Annotated in this window: 16 protein-coding genes; 12 read left to right on the plus strand and 4 right to left on the minus strand. The window is 64.6% G+C overall.

Annotated elements, in window-relative coordinates; all coding sequences use genetic code 11:
* Positions 1–9: 9 nt before the first annotated feature.
* The gene (gene trpE, locus F3H26_RS02180) at positions 10–1,521 is read left to right on the plus strand and encodes an anthranilate synthase component I (protein ID WP_149774421.1); all 1,512 of its coding nucleotides are present in this window, start codon (positions 10–12) and stop codon (positions 1,519–1,521) included.
* Between the two features lie 53 nt (positions 1,522–1,574).
* On the opposite strand, the gene F3H26_RS02185 is transcribed toward trpE, so the two are convergent.
* Positions 1,575–3,050: a polysaccharide deacteylase family 2 protein gene (locus F3H26_RS02185; RefSeq protein WP_149774422.1), complete on the minus strand. Its 1,476-nt coding sequence runs from the start codon at positions 3,048–3,050 to the stop codon at positions 1,575–1,577.
* Between the two features lie 194 nt (positions 3,051–3,244).
* On the opposite strand from F3H26_RS02185, the gene F3H26_RS02190 reads away from it, so the two are divergent.
* The 6 genes from F3H26_RS02190 to lexA all read left to right on the plus strand — a co-directional run bounded on the left by F3H26_RS02190 (position 3,245) and on the right by lexA (position 8,072).
* Positions 3,245–3,826: an anthranilate synthase component II gene (locus tag F3H26_RS02190; protein ID WP_149774423.1), complete on the plus strand. Its 582-nt coding sequence runs from the start codon at positions 3,245–3,247 to the stop codon at positions 3,824–3,826.
* Complete coding sequence (gene trpD / locus F3H26_RS02195) at positions 3,823–4,842, plus strand: anthranilate phosphoribosyltransferase (RefSeq protein ID WP_149774424.1); 1,020 nt, start codon at positions 3,823–3,825, stop codon at positions 4,840–4,842. The genes F3H26_RS02190 and trpD overlap by 4 nt, the downstream gene beginning before the upstream one ends.
* Complete coding sequence (trpC, locus tag F3H26_RS02200; RefSeq protein ID WP_149774425.1) at positions 4,839–5,651, plus strand: indole-3-glycerol phosphate synthase TrpC; 813 nt, start codon at positions 4,839–4,841, stop codon at positions 5,649–5,651. Before trpD ends, trpC begins: the two co-directional genes overlap by 4 nt.
* A complete protein-coding gene (moaC, locus tag F3H26_RS02205) occupies positions 5,651–6,124 on the plus strand; it encodes a cyclic pyranopterin monophosphate synthase MoaC (protein WP_149774426.1) in 474 nt (157 codons plus the stop codon). The genes trpC and moaC overlap by 1 nt, the downstream gene beginning before the upstream one ends.
* On the plus strand, positions 6,121–7,293 hold the full coding sequence (locus F3H26_RS02210; RefSeq protein ID WP_149774427.1) for a molybdopterin molybdotransferase MoeA: 1,173 nt from the start codon (positions 6,121–6,123) through the stop codon (positions 7,291–7,293). The genes moaC and F3H26_RS02210 overlap by 4 nt, the downstream gene beginning before the upstream one ends.
* An 80-nt stretch (positions 7,294–7,373) precedes the next feature.
* Complete coding sequence (lexA, locus tag F3H26_RS02215) at positions 7,374–8,072, plus strand: transcriptional repressor LexA (RefSeq protein WP_149774428.1); 699 nt, start codon at positions 7,374–7,376, stop codon at positions 8,070–8,072.
* On the opposite strand, the gene F3H26_RS02220 is transcribed toward lexA, so the two are convergent.
* Positions 8,066–10,102: a ComEC/Rec2 family competence protein gene (locus F3H26_RS02220; RefSeq protein WP_149774429.1), complete on the minus strand. Its 2,037-nt coding sequence runs from the start codon at positions 10,100–10,102 to the stop codon at positions 8,066–8,068. The genes lexA and F3H26_RS02220 overlap by 7 nt on opposite strands.
* A 78-nt stretch (positions 10,103–10,180) precedes the next feature.
* Between F3H26_RS02220 and gltX the strand changes: the two genes are divergently transcribed.
* Together gltX and gltA are read left to right on the plus strand one after the other, a co-directional pair.
* A complete protein-coding gene (gltX, locus tag F3H26_RS02225) occupies positions 10,181–11,587 on the plus strand; it encodes a glutamate--tRNA ligase (protein ID WP_149774430.1) in 1,407 nt (468 codons plus the stop codon).
* 102 nt (positions 11,588–11,689) lie between these two features.
* A complete protein-coding gene (gene gltA / locus F3H26_RS02230) occupies positions 11,690–12,985 on the plus strand; it encodes a citrate synthase (RefSeq protein WP_149774431.1) in 1,296 nt (431 codons plus the stop codon).
* Positions 12,986–13,018: 33 nt separating this feature from the next.
* On the opposite strand, the gene F3H26_RS02235 is transcribed toward gltA, so the two are convergent.
* Complete coding sequence (locus F3H26_RS02235) at positions 13,019–14,089, minus strand: PA0069 family radical SAM protein (RefSeq protein WP_149774432.1); 1,071 nt, start codon at positions 14,087–14,089, stop codon at positions 13,019–13,021.
* 290 nt (positions 14,090–14,379) lie between these two features.
* Between F3H26_RS02235 and F3H26_RS02240 the strand changes: the two genes are divergently transcribed.
* From F3H26_RS02240 to F3H26_RS02250, 3 genes are all read left to right on the plus strand, one after another.
* A complete protein-coding gene (locus tag F3H26_RS02240) occupies positions 14,380–15,078 on the plus strand; it encodes a corrinoid protein (RefSeq protein ID WP_149774433.1) in 699 nt (232 codons plus the stop codon).
* 140 nt (positions 15,079–15,218) lie between these two features.
* Positions 15,219–16,253: a Hint domain-containing protein gene (locus tag F3H26_RS02245; RefSeq protein ID WP_149774434.1), complete on the plus strand. Its 1,035-nt coding sequence runs from the start codon at positions 15,219–15,221 to the stop codon at positions 16,251–16,253.
* A gap of 77 nt (positions 16,254–16,330) precedes the next feature.
* On the plus strand, positions 16,331–16,999 hold the full coding sequence (locus F3H26_RS02250; RefSeq protein ID WP_149774435.1) for a DUF1638 domain-containing protein: 669 nt from the start codon (positions 16,331–16,333) through the stop codon (positions 16,997–16,999).
* 8 nt (positions 17,000–17,007) lie between these two features.
* Here F3H26_RS02250 and F3H26_RS02255 read toward each other — a convergent pair whose 3' ends face one another.
* Entirely contained in the window at positions 17,008–17,418 is a 411-nt protein-coding gene (locus tag F3H26_RS02255; protein WP_149774436.1) for a SufE family protein, read from the minus strand.
* Positions 17,419–17,441 lie beyond the last annotated feature (23 nt).

The following is a 17,441-nucleotide window of genomic DNA, read 5'->3' on the forward strand; positions in this document are numbered from 1 at the left end:
GATCGACAAATGGCTCTGACCCCCGATTTCGACAGCTTCACCCGCGCCTATGACGCGGGTGAAAACCAGGTGGTCTATACCCGTCTGGCCGCAGATCTGGACACGCCGGTGTCGCTGATGCTCAAGCTGACGGGCGCGCAGAAAAACGCCTTTGTGCTGGAATCGGTGACCGGAGGCGAGGTGCGCGGGCGTTATTCGATCATCGGCATGAAGCCCGACTTGATCTGGCGCTGCCGGGGCGAGACATCCGAGCTGAACCGCTCGGCCCGGTTCGACGAGGATGATTTTTCCGCTCAGGACGGCAACCCGATAGACAATCTGCGCGCGCTGCTGGCGGAAAGCCGCATCGCGCTGCCCGACGACCTGCCGCAGGCGGCGGCGGGGCTGTTCGGCTATCTGGGTTATGACATGGTGCGGCTGGTGGAGTACCTGCCCGACGTCAACCCCGACCCGCTGGGCCTGCCCGACGCCATCCTGCTGCGGCCCTCGGTCGTGGCGGTTCTGGACGGTGTCAAGGGCGAGGTCACCATCGTCTCGCCCGCCTGGGTCACCGAGGGGCAATCGGCCAAGGCGGCCTATGCGCAGGCGGCCGAGCGCGTGATGGACGCGGTGCGCGATCTGGAACGCGCCATGCCCGCCGAGACCCGCGACCTGGGCGAGGCGCAAGAGGTCGCGCCGCCGGTGTCGAATTTCACCAAGTCTGGCTATATGGAGGCGGTCGAAAAGGCCAAGGAATACATCCGTGCCGGCGACATCTTTCAGGTGGTGCCCGCTCAGCGCTGGACGCAGGATTTCCCGCTGCCGCCTTTTGCGCTGTACCGGTCGCTGCGGCGCACGAATCCGTCACCGTTCATGTTCTATTTCAATTTCGGCGGGTTCCAGGTGGTGGGCGCCAGCCCGGAAATCCTGGTGCGGGTCTTCGGCAACCAGGTGACGATCCGCCCGATCGCCGGCACCCGCCCCCGCGGCGCCACCCCCGAGGAGGACAAGGCCAACGAGGCGGACCTGCTGGCCGACCAGAAGGAACTGGCCGAACATCTGATGCTGCTGGATCTGGGCCGCAACGATGCGGGGCGAGTGTCCAAAATCGGAACTGTGCGCCCGACCGAGGAATTCATCATCGAGCGCTACAGCCACGTGATGCACATCGTGTCGAACGTGGTCGGTGAACTGGCCGAGGACAAGGACGCGCTGGACGCCTTTTTTGCCGGAATGCCGGCGGGCACGGTTTCAGGCGCGCCAAAGGTGCGCGCGATGCAGATCATCGACGAGTTGGAGCCCGAAAAGCGCGGCATCTATGGCGGCGGGGTCGGCTATTTCAGCGCCGGCGGCGACATGGACATGTGCATCGCGCTGCGCACGGCCATCGTGAAGGACAAGAAACTGTACATCCAGGCCGGCGGCGGTGTCGTCTATGACAGCGACCCCGAGGCCGAGTACATGGAGACGGTTCACAAATCCAACGCGATCCGGCGGGCTGCGGCGGATGCGGCCCGGTTCACCGGCTCGGGCAACGGCTGAACGGCAAACCGGTGGCGCGACGGCCACCCGTTCTTCAATCCGACAGGGCCGGCCTACTGGATCTGGCTTTTCATGACCGCCGAGATCGGCGCCAGCGCAACCCTGCCGCTGCGATCTTCGAGGCCCCACAACAACAGTGCCGAGATGGTCTCGGGCCGCAGACGCCCCAGCATCACCACCGCGCCTTCCTGACCGGCGCGGAACGCGGCCTGGTCCAGGAACCTGCGCATCACGTCGGCGTCCTGCCGGGCACCGTCGATGTCGCGAAACACCACGCTGGACGGAATCCCGTTGCGCACAGCCAGTTTGAACGCCGTGTTCAACCCGTTGTCCTGCAAGACCAGCCCGCGCCCGGTCCCGCCTGCAATCGCGGCCACTTGGTCGGCCAGTTTGCGGTTGCCCTGGACGCCGGTCTGCACGCCTTCGAGGATCCCGACCGTTTCGGGCAGCATGTCCAGCCAGACCGACAGCGAAACCTCGGCATCCTGCGCGCTGGCCGCGGCGGGAAGGTCGGCGATGGCCAGAACCTCGAACCCCGCCTCGCGATACCGCTTCATCTTGTCGGCGGCCTCGGGGTCGGACGGGCTGACCGCGAATGTCAGCGGATAGGGAAAATCCTGCAGCGCCTCGGCCCCGAATGCGCCCGCGTCGTCGATCAGGATGATCGACATCAACGGTTTGCCTTCCGGGTTTTCGAACGGCGCGGCATAGGCGTCGATGGGATCGGCGGGTGCTTTTTCAGCGACTTGAACCACGTCTTCCGCCGGGTCGTCGCGTTCGGTCAGGGGGACCACACGCTGCCCGATGGTCGGAGAGGCCGAGGCAGTCTGTTGTCCGCCGATCTGAGGCAAGGCCGCGATCCGCGCGCGCTTGCGCGGCTGAGTGTTTTCTTCGCCCTCGACGGCAATCGGGTTCGGAGCGGCAGCCTGCGGTTCGGTGACCGCGGCCTGCTGTTCCGGCAGGTCTGCGTCCGGCTCGGCGGCATCACCCTCGGGGGCCGGGGATGCCTCGGTCTGGCCAGAATCCGCACCCGGCGTCGGCTGCGGCTCGGCAAGCGCGGTGGCCTCGGGCGGCCGGGGTGCGGCGGGCGGTGTCGGATCGACCGAAACCGGCTCGGCGCCTTGATCCTGCGTCACCGGGGCGGTCAACGGCGCAGCGGGTGCAGCCGGTGCTACGCGCGCAATCTCCACCGTTGACGCAGCACCGGTGGCCGGCTTTTCGACCTGTCCGATCTGACGTTTGACATCGGGGCGCGCATCCGGCTCGGCGGCGATGCCGATCGGGGCCTCGGTCTGGCCCGTCGCGTCATCCAAGGCGTTCAACCCCCGCGGCGCCAGTTCGACCAGATCGGCATCGGGCCCGGGCTCGGACAGATCGGTTTCCTCGGCCTGCGGCGCGACGCCCTTGGCCTCGGGGGCGGTGGTCACAAGTTCGGGCCTGCTGCCCAAGGGTGCGTTCAGGGACAACACGACCCCCACCACCACGACGACAACCGCGCCGGTCAAGACCCCGCCGAAAAATCCGCCCATCTCTTTTGCCTCTCGCCCTGCAATCTGCCTCGGTGAACCCGGCGCCATCTGTGCGGCGCTTGCCCGCGACCCGTCATCGGCAGCTTGTCCCCTTGACGCTGCCCTGCAAGCCTGAGCATGTATGTGCCAACACTATACCGTGGCTCGCGGCTGGATCGCCAGTCCGAATTGCCCAAACACAAGACACGTGCAATATGCTGCTGCTGATCGACAACTACGACTCGTTTACCTACAACCTGGTCCACTATCTGGGCGAGCTCGGCGCCGAAATGGTGGTGCGCCGCAACGACGCGCTGAACGTGCAGGAGGCCATGGCGATGAACCCCGCCGGCATCCTGCTCAGCCCCGGCCCCTGCGACCCGGACCAGGCCGGCATCTGCCTGGCGTTGACCCAGGCCGCGGCCGAGACCGGAACGCCGCTGATGGGCGTCTGCCTGGGCCACCAGACCATCGGGCAGGCCTTTGGCGGCAAGATCGTGCGCTGCCACGAGATCGTGCACGGCAAGATGGGCACGATGCACCACTCCGGCAAAGGGGTGTTCGCGGGCCTGCCCTCGCCGTTCCAGGCCACGCGCTATCATTCGCTGGTTGTCGAGCGCGAAAGCCTGCCAGACTGCCTTGAAATCACAGCCGAGCTCGAGGATGGCACGATCATGGGCCTGCAGCACAGGACGCTGCCCATTCACGGGGTTCAGTTCCACCCGGAATCGATCGCATCCGAGCATGGTCATGCCCTGCTCAAGAATTTCCTGAACGAGATGAAAGTCCCCGCATGAGCGACGCATTGAAACCGCTGATCGGGGCCGCAGCCGATCGCGCCCTGACCCGCGCCGAGGCCGAACAGGCCTTTGAGATCCTGTTCGAGGGCGAAGCGACGCCCAGCCAGATCGGCGGTCTGCTGATGGCCATGCGCACCCGCGGCGAAACGGTCGAGGAATACGCCGCGGCCGCAGCGGTGATGCGCGCGAAATGCAACGCGGTCAAGGCCCCGGAAGGCGCCATGGATATCGTCGGCACCGGCGGCGACGGCAAGGGCACGCTGAACATCTCGACCGCCACGGCCTTTGTCGTGGCGGGGGCCGGTGTGACCGTGGCCAAGCACGGCAACCGGAATCTGAGTTCGAAATCGGGCGCGGCGGATGCGCTGGCACAGATGGGCATCAACGTGATGGTTGGCCCGCAAGTGGTTGAAAAGGCTTTGCAACAGGTTGGCATCGGGTTCATGATGGCGCCCATGCATCACCCGGCCATCGCCCATGTCATGCCCACACGTCAGGAACTGGGCACCCGCACCATCTTCAACATCCTGGGGCCGCTGACCAACCCGGCCGGGGTGAAACGCCAGTTGACCGGCGCCTTCAGCCGCGACCTGATCCGCCCGATGGCCGAAACGCTGGGCCTGCTGGGGTCGGATCGCGCCTGGCTGGTGCATGGCTCGGACGGCACCGACGAGCTGACGATCACCGGCATCAGCTGGGTCGCCGCGCTGGAAGACGGGCGCGTCAAAGAGGTCGAACTGCACCCCGAGGATGCCGGCCTGCCCGTGCATCCGTTCGAGGCCATCGTCGGCGGCACGCCAGAAGACAACGCCACGGCGTTCCGCGCCCTGCTTCAGGGCGCACCGTCGGCTTATCGCGACGCCGTACTGCTGAACGCGGCCGCCGCGCTGGTCGTGGCGGATGCCGCGGAGGACCTGCGGGACGGCGTCTCCATGGCCGCTGAAAGCATCGACAGCGGCAAGGCCAAGGAAAAAATCGCCGCTCTGGCGCGACTGACACAGGAAGCTGCATGACCGAAACCGTTCTCGACAGGATCAAGGCCTACAAGCTGGAAGAAATCGCCGCCGACAAGGCGCGCAAACCGCTGGAGGCCGTCGAACAGGACGCCCGCGAGGCACCCGCAATCCGTGGCTTCGCCGAGGCACTGCACCGGGCCAGCCGCCAAGGATACGGGCTCATCGCGGAAATCAAGAAGGCAAGCCCGTCCAAGGGCCTGATCCGCGCGGATTTCGACCCGCCCGCACTGGCGCAAGCCTATGAAGAAGGCGGTGCGGCCTGCCTGTCGGTCTTGACCGACACACCCAGCTTTCAGGGCGCCAAGGAATATTTGACCGCCGCGCGCGCCGCTTGCAACCTGCCGGCCCTGCGCAAGGATTTCATGTACGATCCCTATCAGGTGGTCGAGGCCCGGGCATTGGGGGCGGACTGCATCCTGATCATCATGGCCTCGGTCGAAGATGCGCAGGCGGCTGAACTTGAACAGACGGCCTTTGACTGGGGCATGGATGTTTTGATCGAGGTGCATGACGAGGCCGAACTGGAGCGCGCGACCGCACTGAAAAGCCCGCTGATCGGCATAAACAATCGCAATCTCAAGACTTTCGAGACCTCGCTTGATACGACGCGCCGGCTGTCCAAACTGGTCCCGGCCGACCGTACGATCGTGTGCGAAAGCGGTCTGAACACCCCCGAGGATCTGGCCGATATCGCCCGCTATGGGGCGCGGTGTTTCCTGATCGGCGAAAGCCTGATGCGCCAGCAGGACGTGGCCGCCGCGACCCGCCGCCTGTTGGCGAACCCGCTGGTGCCGGGGGTGATGTGATGCCACTGACCCATTTCGACAGCGACGGCCAGGCGCATATGGTCGATGTCTCGGACAAGCGCGTGACCGATCGCATCGCGGTGGCAGGCGGATACGTCAAGATGGCCCGCGAAACCTTTGATATCATTTCGGAAGGTCGAGCCAAAAAGGGCGATGTGCTTGGGGTGGCCCGGCTGGCCGGGATCATGGGAGCCAAGAAGACCCCGGACCTGATCCCGTTATGCCATCCACTGCCGATCACCAAGGTCTCGGTCGACCTGACGCTGGACCCGGACCTGCCCGGGGTTCGGATCGAGGCCACCGTCAAGACGACCGGCCAGACCGGTGTCGAGATGGAGGCGTTGACCGCGGTCTCGACCGCAGCGTTGACCGTCTATGACATGACCAAGGCCGTGGACAAGGCGATGGAGATCGGCGGTATCCGCGTCATTCTGAAAGATGGCGGAAAATCGGGACGTTACGAGGCGTCATGATCACGGTAGACGAGGCGCGCGCTCTGGTCCTGGACCTGGCGCCGGAGATGGAAACCGAACAGGTTCCGCTAGCCGAGGCGGCGGAGCGCGTCCTGGCCGCCGAAGTCACTGCGAACCGTGACCAACCGCCCTTTGCGGCGTCTTCGATGGATGGCTACGCGGTCAAGGCGACCGAGGTCGAACTGCATGCCATGTTCAAAGTCATCGGCGAAGCGACCGCAGGCCAGCGGTTTGACGGAACCGTCGGCCCCGGACAGGCGGTTCGGATCTTCACCGGCGCCCCGGTGCCGGATGGCGCGGATTTCATTGTCATTCAGGAAGATACCCAGCGACGCGGCGACCTGCTGACAATTACCGACGAACCCGGACCCAAGACCAACATCCGCCCGGCGGGCGTGGATTTCCGGGTTGGCTCCACGCTCAGCGCACCCCGGAGGCTGAACGCCAGGGATCTGGCCCTGCTTGCCGCGATGAACGTTCCTGCGGTCCCGGTGGCCCGCAAGCCGCAGATCGCGCTGATTGCCACGGGGAACGAGCTGGTGATGCCCGGCGAAACTCCGGGGCCGGACCAGATCATCGCGTCGAACTCCTTTGGCCTCAAGGCGTTGCTGGAAGACGCGGGCGCGCATGTGCGGATGCTGCCGATCGCGCGGGACACGATCAAGTCACTCGAGATCGCGCTGAATCTGGCGCAAGGCGCGGACGTCGTCGTGACGATCGGCGGCGCTTCGGTCGGCGACTATGATCTGGTCGGCGAAGCCTCAGAGAAGTTGGGCCTGCAGCAATCGTTCTACAAGGTCCGCATGCGGCCTGGGAAACCGCTGATGGCCGGGCAGTTGGGCGAGGCCGCGATGGTGGGCCTGCCGGGAAACCCGGTCAGCGCCATGGTCTGCGGATATGTCTTTCTGGTGCCGATGGTACGCCGGATGCTGGGCCTGACCCCGGCCGGGCCTGAGGTGAAACAGGCAAGACTGGCCAGCCCCCTGCCCGCCAACGGCCCGCGCGAACACTACATGCGTGCGTGGCTGGGCGATGAGGGGCTGAGCGCCTTCGACGACCAGGACAGTTCTCTGCTGGGCGTTCTGGCGCGATCCAACGCCTTGATCGTACGCCCGCCCCACGACCCGGAACGCGCCAGCGGAGAGATCGTGCAATATCTGCCGATCTGACCCCGGCCACCGCCACCGTTGACACAAAAGGTGAACATGCGTAGAACAAAAGAAAACGCATGAGCGGCGAGGTTTGAGCGATGCTGACCAAGAAGCAGTTGGATTTGCTGGAATTCATCCACAAGCGGGTGCAGGCGGATGGTGTTCCGCCCAGCTTCGACGAAATGAAGACCGCGCTGGACCTGCGATCGAAATCCGGCATTCACCGCCTGATCACCGCGCTCGAGGAACGGGGCTTCATCCGTCGCCTTGCCCACCGTGCCCGCGCGATCGAGATCGTCAAACTGCCGGAAAGCCTGGGTGGCGAACCCACCGTCGGCTTCAAGCCCAAGGTGATCGAAGGCGACAGGCCCGACGAGCCCCGCCCCGCCAATTTCGAGCCCGTTTCCGTGGACGCGACCGAGCTACCCGTCATGGGGCGCATCGCGGCCGGCGTGCCGATCGAAGCCATCAGCCATGTCTCGCATCACGTGGCCGTGCCCGGAACGATGGTGTCCGGTCGCGGCGAGCACTACGCGCTTGAGGTGCGCGGCGATTCGATGATCGATGCCGGGATCAACGACGGGGATGTCGTGGTCATCCGCGAAACCTCGACCGCCGACAATGGCGATATCGTCGTCGCCCTGGTCGAGGATCAGGAAGCCACTCTGAAGAGGTTCTTTCGCAAGGGGAACGCCATCGCGCTGGAAGCGGCCAACCCGGCCTATGAAACCCGCGTGCTGCCCGAGGACAAGGTCAAGGTCCAGGGGCGGCTTGTCGGCCTGATCCGCACCTACTGAATTTTTGCATCGCGCGGCGCAACCGGGGACCACAGCCGGTTGCCGCCAATGTCGGCGCTGCTGACAAGCTGCCCGCCCTTCAGCGCAAGGCTGCCGCTGCGCCGCAGTTCCTCGGGTCCGAAAACCGCGCATCCACCGGTCAGGTGCAGCGGTACCGGGCTAACGACGATCTGGCCGTCGGTGCAGCCAGTCAACGTTTTCGCCGCGCGTTTGCCGGTGACATGCACCAGCTCGGTTTCTCCGAGAGCAATCCGGCGCACCAGCCCGCCATCGTCGGGCCAACGACGGGCCGCCTGTGCCTGGACGGCGCCGTCCCCGTCATTCTCCAGCCAGACCGAGGCGATGAACCCGCCGCCCTTTTCCTTGCTGAGCGCCCGTCCCTGTTCGGTCATCACGCCGACCAGACCTCCGGTATCGGCAATCAGAACTTCGGGCCGGCTGGCCTGGTTCCACAGCAGGAACACTCCCAGGGCCGGCACGGCCCCCAACCATCGCGCCGAGCCGCGCCACAACACGACCCACAGCGCCCCCAGGGCTAAGACCGGCAGCACATAGCCCGGAGGGCTGGACACGAAGCCGCGTGCCCCGTCCAGACCGGACACCCAATCCGAAACCGTCAGGATCCACCCGAGCCCCAGGCCCATTACCTGAATCCCCACGGCCTCGAACCCCAGCGGTGCCAGGATCGCCGCCGCCACCGCCGCCGGCACGACGACCGTGCCCATGACGGGGACCGACAGGATATTCGCCAACAAGCCATAATGCGAGACGCCGTTGAAATGTGCAGCCCCGATCGGAGCGGTGGCAAGGCCCGCCACGGCGGACGACGCCACGAGTCCGCCGGCCGCCTTCACCCATCGGGGCGCTTCAGTCAGGCGGAGTTCTCGAAAGGCGCCGAACACGGCGACCAGCGCGGTCGTTGCCGCGAAGGACATCTGGAAACCCGGGCTGAGCAGCGTTTCGGGCCGCAGCACCAACACGATCAGCGCGGCAACCGCCACTGCGCGCAGCGATATGGCGCGGCGGTCGATCAGCACCGCGCAGAACATCACGCCGACCATGACGAAGGCGCGCTCGGTCGCGACATTGCCGCCGGACATCAACAGATAGAATGTGGCGGCCGCCAGCGCGCACATCGCCGCGACCTTGCGCACCGGAAGCCGCAGCGCAACCGGCGGGATCGCCGACAGCGCGATCCGGCAGGCCAGAAAGACAAACCCCGTCAGCAACCCCATGTGCAGCCCGGAAATCGCCAGAAGATGCGCCAGATTCGACGCCCGCAACCCTTCGAGCGTGGCACGAGACATGCCGCTTCGGTCTCCGGTCGTGACGGCGGCGGCAAAGCCTCCGACATCGCCGGGCAGGATCGACTGGACATGCCGCGATATGGCCATACGCCAACCGGCGATGCGCACGCCCTCGGCCCGCGGCGGCGCAACCGTCAGAACCGGCACGCGCGAATAGCCGACCGCCCCAAGCCCCTGGAACCAGACATGGCGGCGAAAGTCGAACCCGCCGGGCTCGACCGGGCCTTGCGGCGGGCTCAGATGTGCTGTGGTCATGATCCGCTGACCCGGAACCGGCGTGACATGATCCCCGTGCAGTGAAAGCCGGACGCGCCGCGGCGTCTGGTCCGGCGGTACGTCCCCGATCCGTACCTGGTCCAATGTCACCCGCAGCGCGCCCGACGCAGACCGGTCAAGCGCTACGACCCTCCCCTCGACCGGGCCATAGAAGCGCCATTGCAGAACCGGCTCTGCGACCATGTGGGCGCGCGCACCGGCCAGGAGAAACCCGGCGGCGATCAACGCCCCCCCAATTGCCAACGGCGCCCAGGCTTCGTGCATCCGCCAGCCGGCCCACATGGCGAGCAGGGCCATGACGGACACACCGAGATACAGGCTCGGACCGGGCTCGAACCGCAGTCCGAAATACAGGCCGATGCCGATTGCCAGACAGACCGGAGACCACGGAAAGAGATGCCCGCGCTGGTTCAGCAGCGCGTCTTCGACCCGTGCCAGAACACGCATGGTTGCCCCCGTCCTTGAGGCTCGTTAGACAGGCGCCAGACTACGCCCACCACGGTTACCAAAAGGTTAATCACGCCCATGTCCGAACAGGTCGTCACCCGTTTCGCCCCCTCGCCCACCGGTTTCCTGCATATCGGCGGCGCCCGCACCGCACTGTTCAACTGGCTGTATGCGCGTGGTCGCGGCGGCAAGTTCCTGCTGCGGATCGAGGACACAGACCGAGAACGCTCGACCCCCGAGGCGACCGAGGCCATCCTGAAGGGTATGGCCTGGCTGGGGCTGGACCATGACGGCGAGGTCATCAGCCAGTTCGCCCGCGCCGACCGGCACGCCGAAGTCGCCAATCAGCTGCTGGCCGAAGGCAAGGCCTACAAGTGCTTCTCGACCCAGGAAGAAATCGCGGCGTTCCGCGAACAGGCCCGGGCCGAGGGGAAATCGACCCTGTTCCGCAGCCCCTGGCGAGAGGCCGACCCCAGCACCCATCCCGACCGCCCGTTCGTGGTGCGCATCAAGGCGCTGCAAGAGGGCGTGACGGTGATCCGCGACAAGGTGCAGGGCGATGTGACCATCCGCAACGACCAGTTGGACGACATGGTGCTGCTGCGTTCGGACGGGACACCGGTCTACATGCTGGCGGTGGTCGTCGATGACCATGACATGGGCGTCACCCATGTGATACGCGGCGATGACCACCTGAACAACGCAGCCCGCCAGATGATGATCTATCAAGCCATGGGCTGGGACGTTCCGGTCTGGGCCCATATCCCGCTGATTCACGGCCCCGACGGCAAGAAGCTCAGCAAGCGCCACGGCGCTTTGGGGGCGCAGGAATATCAGGCGATGGGCTATCCCGCGGCCGGCATGCGCAACTATCTGGCGCGGCTGGGCTGGAGCCACGGGGACGACGAATTTTTCACCGACGAACAGGCACGGGAATGGTTCGATCTGGACGGAATCGGCAAAAGCCCCGCGCGTTTCGACCTGAAAAAGCTGGAAAATCTGTGCGGTCAGCACATCGCGATCTCGGACGATGCTGCGTTGCGGCAAGAAATTCAGGATTATCTTGAGGCCGCGAATTTGCCGCAGTTGACGGACGGTCAGGCGGCCGATTTGGAACGCGCGATGTATTGTCTCAAGGACCGCGCACGTACTTTCCCGGAACTGCTTGAAAAAGCGCGGTTTGTTCTGGCCTCACGCCCGATCGACTTGGATGAGAAGGCGCAGAAGGCGCTTGCTTCAGTATCCGATGGTATACTGAAGCAATTGACGCCGCACCTGCAAAATGCTAGCTGGACGCGAGATGCTCTGGAGGAGGTTCTCAATTCGTTCGCCGAGGCGAACGGGCTGAAGTTCGGAAAGCTGGCCGGCCCGCTGCGGGCGGCACTGGCGGGACGGGCGGTGACTCCTTCGGTTTTTGACATGATGCTCGTGCTGGGGCGGGATGAGACCTTGGCGCGGATATCCGACGCAGCGAACCAGGCCTGACTTCACGTTCGGGTAACGCTGCTCGGCTAGGACCAACGACGCACGGGCTGCGCGCACCATCGGTGCGGGCTCCGGCATACGCATGATTGAGGAAGGGATACCATGACCGAGAGCAACAAGACCGCCACGCTGACCGTTCACGGCGAAACCTACGAACTGCCGGTGCTCTCGCCGACTGCCGGGCCGGACGTCATCGACATCCGCAAGCTGTATGGCCAGGCGGGTGTGTTCACCTATGACCCCGGCTTTACCTCGACCGCCAGCTGCGACAGCACCATCACCTATATCGACGGTGAAAAGGGTGAATTGCTGCACCGCGGCTATCCGATCGACCAACTGGCAGAGAAATCCCACTTCCTCGAGGTGTGCTTCCTGCTGCTGTACGGATATCTGCCCAAGGCCGACGAACTGGAGCAGTTCGAATCCACCATCACCCACCACACGATGCTGCACGAGCAGATGCAGTATTTCTATCGCGGGTTCCGCCGCGACGCGCACCCGATGGCGATCATGGTGGGTGTCGTGGGCGCGATGTCGGCCTTCTACCATGATTCGACCGACATCTCGGATCCGCGCCAGCGCGAGATCGCGTCGCACCGCCTGATCGCCAAGATGCCCACCATCGCGGCCTGGGCCTACAAGTACCATATCGGCCAGCCCTTCGTGTATCCGCGCAACGATCTGGACTATGCGTCGAACTTCCTGCGCATGTGCTTTGCCGTTCCGGCCGAAGATTACGAGGTCAACCCGATCCTCAGTCGCGCCATGGACCGCATCTTTACCCTGCACGCCGATCACGAGCAGAACGCCTCGACCTCGACCGTGCGCCTGGCCTCGTCTTCGGGCGCGAACCCGTTCGCCTGCATCGCGGCCGGCATCGCCTGTCTGTGGGGCCCGGCACATGGCGGCGCCAACCAGGCCTGCCTGGAGATGCTGGAAGAGATCGGCAGCGTCGACCGCATCCCCGAATACATCGCCCGCGCCAAGGACAAGAACGACCCGTTCCGACTGATGGGCTTTGGCCACCGCGTGTACAAGAATTTCGACCCGCGCGCCAAGGTGATGAAGCAATCGGCCGACGAAGTGCTCGACCTGCTGGGCATCGAGAACAACCCGAAACTGCAGGTGGCAAAGGCGCTTGAGAAACAGGCCCTGGAAGATCCGTATTTCGCCGAGAAGAAGCTGTTCCCGAACGTCGATTTCTACTCGGGCATCATCCTCGAGGCGATGGGCTTCCCGACCTCGATGTTCACCCCGATCTTTGCCCTGTCGCGGACCGTCGGCTGGGTCAGCCAGTGGAAAGAGATGATCGCCGATCCGCAGAACAAGATCGGCCGTCCGCGCCAGCTGTACCTGGGCGAGACCCGGCGCGACTATGTCGACATCGAAAACCGCTGAAGAACCTGACCCCGCCAAGCGCGGGGTCTTATCTTATTGGAACAATGACATCTGGTCGCCGGGCAACGGCGGCCGCGCGAACAGATCGCAGCGCAGATCGGGCGATCGCACCGCCAGACCCAACCGGGCCACGGCTGCATTGAACCGCTTGGCGATCAGTTCGGCAAAGACGCCCTCGCCCCGCATCCGATGCCCCCAGCGCGGGTCATAGTCCTTGCCGCCATGCATCTCGCGCAGCCGCGCCATGACCTTTTCGGCGCGGCCCGGCTCGTGATCTGCCAGCCATTCCCTCCACAGGTCCGAGACCTCGCGCGGCAGGCGCAGCATGATCCAGCTGGCCGCATCCGCCCCCGCATCCCGGCCAGCCTCCAGCAGGGCCTCAAGCTCGTGGTCGGTCAGGCCGGGAATGACGGGCGAGGTCATCACCCGCACCGGGACCCCGGCCTCGGTCAGCGCCCGAATGGTCTGCAACCGCCGCTGCGGCGACGGCGCGCGCGGCTCCATCCGCCGCGACAGGCTGCCATCCAGCGTGGTCAGCGAAATGCCGACCCGCACCAGCCCCTTGGCCGCCATCGGCGCAAGGATGTCCAGGTCCCGCTCGACCAGCGTTCCCTTGGTCACGATGGCCACGGGATGGTTGAAGTCTTGCAACACCGCGAGGCAACGCCTTGTAATCTCGCGCGTCTTTTCGATCGGCTGGTACGGGTCCGTGTTGGTTCCCAACGCGATCGGCGCCACTTTGTAGCGGCGCGCCGAAAGCTCGGCCCGCAGGATCTCGGGCGCGTTCGGCCGGGCGATCAGGCGGGTTTCGAAATCCAGCCCCGGCGACAGGCCCAGATAGGCATGGGTCGGCCGGGCAAAACAATAGACGCACCCATGTTCACACCCCCGATACGGGTTGATCGAGCGGTCGAACGGCAGATCCGGCGACCTGTTGTAGGTGACGAGTGACCGCGCGGTTTCGTTCCGGACATCCGTGCGCAGAGGCGGCAGAACCTCGGGGATATCCCAGCCGTCATCAAAGTCTTCATGCGCGAACCGCTCGTACCGGCCGGCCTGGTTGGACCGGGCGCCGCGCGCACGCTTTTCCTGCTGAACACGCATAGTTGTTCACCTATTGTTCTCGTCTTTCAGTGATAGCGGCAGGACGATCTCGGCGCAAGTCGAACCGCGTTCGGCCGCAACCCGGTCAAACTCCGAAGAAGAACCCCACGTGAAAATTCCACAGGATGATCATGTGAAATTTTCGTTCGTTGGGCGCAAGAATTTCGCCTATAGGTCGGTCCCGGAACCGCCGAGGTCGCAATCGTCACAGTCCGCCTGCGACGTTTTGGCCAAAACGGAAAAAACAGCCACCACGGGCCCAAGGCCCCAACAGCTCAGGGATTTGCCCCATGTCCGATGAAGAAGACATCGTCCTGTCGGAACTGAATGACGACGAGCTCGTCGAACAGATGTTTGATGACCTGTATGACGGCCTGAAGGAAGAGATCGAGGAAGGCGTCAACATTCTGCTGGAACGCGGCTGGGCTCCGTACGACATTCTGACCAAGGCTCTGGTCGGTGGCATGACCATCGTTGGGCATGACTTCCGCGACGGCATCCTGTTCGTCCCCGAGGTTCTGCTGGCCGCCAACGCGATGAAGGGCGGCATGGCGATCCTCAAGCCGCTGCTGGCCGAAACCGGCGCGCCGCGCGTGGGCAAGATGGTGATCGGCACCGTCAAGGGCGACATCCACGACATCGGCAAGAACCTCGTGTCCATGATGATGGAAGGCGCCGGGTTCGAGGTGGTGGACATCGGCATCAACAACCCCGTCGAGAACTATTTGGAAGCACTGGAGACCGAACAGCCCGACATTCTGGGCATGTCCGCCCTGCTGACGACGACCATGCCCTACATGAAGGTCGTCATCGACACGCTGGTCGAGCAGGGCAAGCGCGACGACTATATCGTGCTGGTGGGCGGCGCCCCGCTGAACGAAGAGTTCGGCAAGGCCATCGGCGCCGACGCCTATTGCCGCGACGCCGCCGTGGCGGTGGAAACGGCCAAGGAATTCGTGTCGCGCAAACACAATCAGCTGGCCGGCTGAATCACCCCTCAACACCGGAAAACCGCCCGTTCACGGGCGGTTTTCTTGTTCAGATGGCATTTCATGCTGCCAAAACAATTCCTTAAACCTATTGATGTTATTTCTGGCAAAGCTTTTCGCACGAGTACGCGAGGTTTCAGGTGCCAACGACGTTTACAGCCATCTATTTGGGCAATCTGGCCGATATTGACACGGTCGAAGGAAACTACCGCGCCGAAAACGCGCAGGCTCTGGTCGGGTCTCAATTCGGCGGGCCGGGCAATGCCCTTCTCAACAACGCCGTGACCTGGAGCGCCGTCGGCAACCCCGGCCGCGTGTACGAGATGAACCTCGCCAATGGCGACAGGTTTTCGATCGACGGGGGACCGCCCCAGACCTTCGACGGCACGTCGATCTACAACGCAACCATCACCTATACCGATGGAACAACGGCCGACATCAGCGCGGTCATCGCGCAGGACACGGACGGAAATACCTATCTTGCGCCCGAGTTCTCTCCCAACAGCGATCAGGCCGCCTTGTCCGCCGGACCGATTCAGTCGATCCGGCTGAACAGCCTGGCGGGGCGCAACTACCGCGGTCTGACCGCAAGTCGCGAGACCTGGGACCTGGTCACATGCTTCACGCAAGGCACCCGGATCCGTACTCAGACCGGCGACCGCCCTGTCGACTCTCTGAAACCGGGCGACTTGGTGGCCACGGTCGATCACGGCCTGCAGCCGCTGCGCTGGATCGGGCGTCGCACGGTGCCTGCCCGGGGCGCTTTCGCTCCGGTCCTGTTTCGGCGCGGGGTCATCGGCAACGACCGTGACCTTCTGGTTTCGCAGCAACATCGCATGTTGGTGCGCGACTGGCGGGTCGAGCTGAACACCGGCCACGCCGAAGCGCTGGCACCCGCGAAGCATCTGGTGAACGGCCACTCGATCGCGCTGCGCCCCGGCGGCCATGTCACCTATCTGCATCTGCTGTTCGACCGGCACGAGCTTGTCTGGTCCGAGGGGTGCATCAGCGAAAGCTTCCACCCCGGCACCCTTGGGTGGAGCAGCCTGGACGAAGCCGCCCGCGCCGAAGTTCTGAGCCTCTTCCCCGAGCTTGCGCAACGCGGGCTGCAGGCCTTTGGCCCAACGGGGCGCCCTGCCCTGCGCGCATACGAGACCATGGCGTCGGTCGCCTGACAGACCATGTCGGAACCGAGCTTGCATCGTCGGCCCGGACGGTATCTGCTGGGTGTGGCACCAAGGGAAAGCGGCTCATGCACAGCGATGATCTTCCGGATGACGAAAGCCTGACGATCCGCGGATATACAGACACGGCCGCGCGGCAGAACGTTCTTCTGATCGCTTGCGGAGCGTTGGCGCGCGAGATCCTCGATCTGAAACGGCGCAACGGCTGGGACCATCTGGCCCTGACCTGCCTGCCGGCGATCCTGCATGTACACCCCGAACGGATCACCCAGGCGGTCGAGGATGCCGTGGCCCGGCACCGCAACGATTTCGACCGCATCTTCGTGGTCTATGCCGACTGCGGCACCGGCGGCCTGCTGGAGCAGGCCTGCAAACGGCTGGGCGTCGAAATGGTGAAGGGGCCGCATTGCTATTCGTTCTTCGAGGGCAATGACCGGTTTGCCCAACATGGCGACGAGGAGGCCACGGCCTTCTATCTGACCGATTTCCTGGCGCGTCAGTTCGATGCCTTCGTCTGGAAACCGCTGGGGCTCGACCGTCATCCGCAGCTGCGCGACATGTATTTCGGGAACTACACCAAGCTGGTCTATCAGGCGCAAATCGACGACCCTGAGTTGACCAAGCGAGCCAAGGACTGCGCCGACCGTATGGGCCTGACCTTCGAACGCCGCTTCACCGGGTATGGCGATCTGGAGCGAACTCTGTCGGATTGGGCCAGCCGCGTCCCCAGAGACTGACGCCCGGATCAGGCGTGTTCGCTGGCGACGCTGCGGATGCGCTGCACCATCGCCCGCAACCCGTTGGAGCGTTGCGACGACAGATGCTCGTTCAGACCCAGCCGCGCCAGTTCGGCCGCCGCATCCACCTTGGGCACCTCGGAGACCGGCAGGCCGTTGTACAACGCCCGCAACACCGCGATCAGTCCGCGTACGATCAGGGCGTCGCTGTCTCCGTCAAAGCGGAAAACCCCGTTTTCGATGACCGGGTGCAGCCAGACCTGGCTGGCGCAGCCGTCCACCTTGGTGGCCGGGACCTTGAGCGCGTCGTCCAGGGGCGGCATGGCCTTGCCCTGCTCGATCACATAGCGATAGCGATCTTCCCAGTCCTCCAGGAATTCGAAATCCTCGACGATGTCCTCGAACGCGGGGCTTGCCATGGGCACAGATCCTCTGGTTTCCA

Origin of the sequence: Ruegeria intermedia, from assembly GCF_900129345.1 — a bacterium.
Classification (GTDB): Bacteria; Pseudomonadota; Alphaproteobacteria; order Rhodobacterales; family Rhodobacteraceae; genus Ruegeria; species Ruegeria intermedia.